Raw genomic sequence first — 4,464 nt, forward strand, 5'->3', positions numbered from 1 at the left:
TCAGTATAGTTGAGCTTATTATTGACTAGAGTCATGCTCCCCAGAAAACAGCGACATTGCTGCCGGGCGGCACAGTTCGGCCTGGCTCTCCTCTTGGGAGCAATGGCCCTTGGGGTTGCCACTGCTGGCCCCGGTTACCCTCAGCCGGCACAAGGGAAAGTCGCCCCCACCGAGCAGGCACAGCCCCTCGATTCCCGTTGGACTGAGATCCAAGCTCGGGGGCGCATTCGGGTTGGCTTGGATCCCAGTTTGGGGCCGGCCTATCTCTATACCGACTTGGAGCGACAAACCTACGCCGGCTTCGAGTGGGATATCCTGGAGGCGCTTGCCCAAATCCTTCAGGTGCAGGTGGATCCCATCTACGTGGCCTGGAGCGAGCAGTTGGCGGCCTTGCAAGCGGATGAGGTGGACTTGATCTGGGGAGCGCGGGAAGCTTTGGGCTTGGATCCGGAGCAGTTTCTGGCCACCCGGCCCTACTACCTCAGCCCGCAGCGCTTGGTGGTACGGGATCCCTCCCCCGCCTCCGGGCCAGAGGAACCGGCCATTGAAGCACTGTCGCAATTATTTGGCCGCAAAGTGGGCATTGTAGTTAACAGTACGGGGGCAGCCCTGCTGGAGGCGTATAACGAGAGGAGGGGCAACGCCATTCGTCTCTTTGCCACCAGCAACCCTGAGCGCTTGTTTGCTCAGCTACAAGCCGGCCAGTTGGATGCCGTGCTGGTTGATCAGCCTGTTGCCGCCCTAAACCTGCGCCAAGCTGGATCCCGGCTGCGCCTGGTGGGGCCGCCCCTGTTCCCCATGCCTCTGGTGGGAGTAGTATCCTCTCAGCATCCTTCCCTGAAGGAAGCTGTGGATGGGGCGATTTCCAGCCTGATCGAAAACGGAACCTTGCAGCAGATTTTAGAGAAGTGGCAACTATGGGATCCAACTCTAATGTCCCCCGCCTCAACCGAGGACTAGCCCGCTACGAGACTGACCATTTCGCCATCTTAGGCGTGCCCCTTACCGCCGACTCCAAGGGGATCCGGCGCGGCTACCTGCAGGCGGCCAAGGCCCTCCACCCGGATCGGTTTGTGGGGGATCCCGAAGGTGCAGAGCGCGCCAACATCCTCTTTGCCAAGCTGGTCAACCCGGCCAACGAAGTGCTGACCAAAGAGCGGGAGCGAGGGGAATATGAAACGGTGCTCAAAATGCGGATCAAACGCCTTTTGGAGACGCCCCCCCCGGATCTTTGGCCCTCTGGGGAAGCCGTCAAGGGCTTGGCCGAGCACCCCCATTGGCAGGAAGAGTATGTCAGACGGGTGGAGAAGCTGGCCAAAGAACAATACAGCTCCATGGAAACCCTGCTGGAGAAAACCGAGCAGTTGAGCGAGCTGAACCTGGCCTATTTGTTGCTCAAAGCCGGCTACCAGGGGAGCCTAGCCCCTGCCTCTAGAACCACTACCGCGACCGGGATCCCAACCCCTTCCCCCAGCCGTACCACTGTGGGTGGGATCCCAGCCTCCCCCGTCGTTGCTCCGCCCAGCCGTCCCCCTGTTCAGCCCGTTCCCACCCCACCTCCGGCTCCCAAGCTCAGCCCTGCGGAAACCCGCTTTATCCAAGCCTTGGACATGATCGAGCGCAAGCAATACCGGGATGCAGTGCAATATCTGAACTTCGCCATCAGCGCTGAGCCCAACGTGGCCCGCTACTACCTGCACCGGGGCATTGCTCACCTGAAGCAGGGGAATGCTGGCATGGCCAAAGCAGACTTTATGCAAGCCAGTCGCCTAGAACCTGCCAACGCCGAGTTGATGGCAGAAGTGCGCCGTTGGATGCAGCAAGTCACCACTCAACAGCCCGTTCCCGTCCCCAAGGACTCCGTCCCGCCAACGCGAGTGGCCAGCCGTCAAACGTCACAGGCTCAGAAAGTGGTGCCGCCTCCCCGCAAAGAAGACAACGGCGGGTTCTTGAGCCGCTTCTTCGGCAGGAAAAAGTAGGCAGAGCCCCCCTTAACGCGCTCCTCCCAGCACCAGCAGCGTCACCAGGGATCCCGTATTCCAGAGGCTGTGCAGCAGGATGGGAGCCAGCAGGTTGCGGCTGTGGCTGTACACCACCCCCAGCACCACCCCCAGCATGGTCAAAGGCAGCAGATCGGAAAGGTTGAGGTGGGCAAGGGCAAAGGTGAAGGCGCTAAGCCCAATGGCGGCCCCCATAGGCAGGTAGCGGCTTAGAGTAGGCAGCCAAAAGCCCCGGAACAGCACCTCCTCAAAAACAGGGGCACAGACAGACACCACGGCCAAAAACACCAACCGCGCCCCCCAACCATGGCTATCCAGCAGCAGGGGCAAAATGGGATTCCCACCCCCTGCCTGCGGCAGCAGCAACTGCGACAGCGCCGCTGCCAGCACCACCAAAGGCAAGGCCACCCAGTAGCCACACAGGCCCCACAGCAGCCAAGGGTCCCACAACCGCACCTGCAGCACCCTCTGCCAGCCGGGGTAGGTGTGCAAGAGACGGTACAACAACCCCGCCCCCAGCACAGCGCCGGAGTTGTAGGTGAGAAACAGGGCCACCGCCTGGTGCCAAGGGCTGAGCTGCTCTGCCCCCAGGCCGAGGATGATGATGTAAAGTCGAGGCACCAAAGCGTTGAGGGCGATAAACCCCAAAAACCAGCCGGTCAACACCGCTTGCGCCCCGATCCCCGGCCAAGGCACTTCCCAAGCAGGGCCCAGGAGCGGACGTTTGCGCCAAAGGCTCCAGCCCAGCCAGCCCAACAAGAGCATCAACCCCAGCAGTGCCCCCAGCACGGGGATCCCGCCCACCACCGCCAGTCGAAATAGAGCCGCCAAGGCCAATTTTTCCTGCTGTTGGTTGAGGGCATTTAGGCTATCGCTGCGCTGCTGCAGTCGGTAAAGCTGTTGCAGAGCCACCGCCTCAAACCAACCATCCAGATGATTGCGAATCTGCACCTCCGCCTCTGGCAAGATGCGCCGCGGTGTTCCCCACAGCCCTTGCAAAACCCGCGCTGCCCCCTTTTGGCTCGATTCCAGCTCCACGGGACGTTCCAGGTCGATGATCTGCTGCCATTGCTGCCGAGCAGCTTCCAGATCTTCTTGGTAGGCATAGAGCAAGCCCAGGCGCAGCCAAAGCGCATCCAGCTCCGTCTGCAAATCTTGCATTGAGGCCAGAAGGGCGGGATCCACCTCTGGAGATTGGGCCAGTTCTGGGCTGGCCGCCTCAGATTCGCCAGCAGGAGTTAAACGGGCCAGCCGTTTCAAACGTTTCAGGCGTTCGGCGTAGTTATCGGCAGTCTGCTGATAGCGATTTTGGGCCACCTTGAACACATCCTGGCCCAAAAGCGCCCGTGCCAGATCCTGATAGCGGGGATCATCGAGGGTGCGGGAAGCCTGCAGGGCGAGATCGGTTTGCAACAAATCCAACTGCGTTTGGGGCGGCGGCTGAAACCAACTGCTGGAAAGAGAAAGCCCGACAATCACAATGGCCAATAGGCTCAGCAGGTTGAGGATCCCACGGCGAACAGAAAACCAAGCAGAGGAGGGGTCGGCAGAGGCCGTGGTTTCAGAGTGAGACATTGCGGCGACGGATCCAACTCAAGCGGGTTATATCCTATCTTCTGTTTGTCTTGGCGGAATGGAGTTGTTATTACTGCTTTGCCCCGTTGTCACCGGCGCTCCAGCCAATAGCGATAGATGGGCAGATCCAATTGCAGACACTGCCACTCCCGCTCGGTGGGAATGCCGAGGGGATTGGAGTCCAAAGGCCCCTGATGGGGATCCCAAAACTGCGGATGCTCTAAAAATCGAGCTGCCATTTCTTCGGCCACCTCTTGGATATCCGATTGCAGGAAGACAGGGCTGCCCGGTCGCAGCAGCAGAGCCAGATCCGCTACCAGTTGGGGCTGGACGATCCGCCGTTTGTGATGGCGCTTTTTGAACCAGGGATCCGGAAATAGGATGGTCACCCGGCTGAGATCCCCCGGCGCAAACAGATGCCGCAAAGAGACATTGATGTTGGCAAACAGAAAATGGACGTTATCCAGCCCCAGCTCGTCCCGCCAGGCATTGGCCCGCTCCACCAGCGCCTGCCGAATCTCTACCCCTAGGAAGTTCCAGTCGGGCTGCTCCTGAGCGAGGCGCAGCAGAAATCGTCCGCTCCCTGTGCCGATATCCAGATGAAAGGGCTGCCCCAGCCGTCGGTATACCCGCTCCCAGTGGGGTGGGGGGGTGGGCTGCTGATACTGCGCCTGCAGGGGATTGACGTGCTGCCGTACCCGGTGACCGAGGCCCCTCTGTAAGGGGATCCCGGCCCAAGGCGGAGAAGGGGGGCGCTTCTCCAGTTGGCCCTCAGGCGATTGCTGCCCCTGTTGCACCTCTGCTTCCATAGACCACCTCCTGCCGCCAGCTGCGGCCCTCGCCCAGTAAACTACCCGACCCTGACTACTTCGCAGTACAGGGCGGGCTT

The 4,464-nt window shown here is 60.8% G+C and carries 4 protein-coding genes; 2 read left to right on the forward strand and 2 right to left on the reverse strand.

Annotated features, from left to right (window positions below; genetic code table 11):
- Nucleotides 1-33 precede the first annotated feature (33 nt).
- Entirely contained in the window at nt 34-960 is a 927-nt protein-coding gene (locus NW843_RS11585) for an ABC transporter substrate-binding protein (protein WP_414523014.1), read from the forward strand.
- Nucleotides 918-1,979 carry a DnaJ domain-containing protein gene (locus NW843_RS11590; RefSeq protein ID WP_414523015.1) on the forward strand — a complete coding sequence of 354 codons (1,062 nt, stop codon included), beginning with the start codon at nt 918-920 and terminating at the stop codon, nt 1,977-1,979. The genes NW843_RS11585 and NW843_RS11590 overlap by 43 nt, the downstream gene beginning before the upstream one ends.
- 12 nt (nt 1,980-1,991) lie before the next feature.
- Here the strand turns inward: NW843_RS11590 and NW843_RS11595 are convergent, their stop codons facing one another.
- Both NW843_RS11595 and trmB read right to left on the reverse strand, forming a co-directional pair.
- A complete protein-coding gene (locus NW843_RS11595) occupies nt 1,992-3,575 on the reverse strand; it encodes a type II CAAX prenyl endopeptidase Rce1 family protein (RefSeq protein ID WP_414523016.1) in 1,584 nt (527 codons plus the stop codon).
- Between the two features lie 89 nt (nt 3,576-3,664).
- Entirely contained in the window at nt 3,665-4,384 is a 720-nt protein-coding gene (gene trmB, locus NW843_RS11600; RefSeq protein WP_414523017.1) for a tRNA (guanosine(46)-N7)-methyltransferase TrmB, read from the reverse strand.
- Nucleotides 4,385-4,464 lie beyond the last annotated feature (80 nt).

Origin of the sequence: Synechococcus sp. R5-12, assembly GCF_047502655.1 — a bacterium.
Taxonomy (GTDB): domain Bacteria; phylum Cyanobacteriota; class Cyanobacteriia; order Thermostichales; family Thermostichaceae; genus Thermostichus.

Bases quoted from the DNA above. Each gene is read 5' to 3' on its own strand.
- NW843_RS11585 (WP_414523014.1), top strand. From the start codon at position 34: ATGCTCCCCAGAAAACAGCGACATTGCTGCCGGGCGGCACAGTTCGGC.
- NW843_RS11590 (WP_414523015.1), top strand. From the start codon at position 918: ATGGGATCCAACTCTAATGTCCCCCGCCTCAACCGAGGACTAGCCCGC.
- NW843_RS11595 (WP_414523016.1), bottom strand. From the start codon at position 3,575: ATGTCTCACTCTGAAACCACGGCCTCTGCCGACCCCTCCTCTGCTTGG.
- trmB (WP_414523017.1), bottom strand. From the start codon at position 4,384: ATGGAAGCAGAGGTGCAACAGGGGCAGCAATCGCCTGAGGGCCAACTG.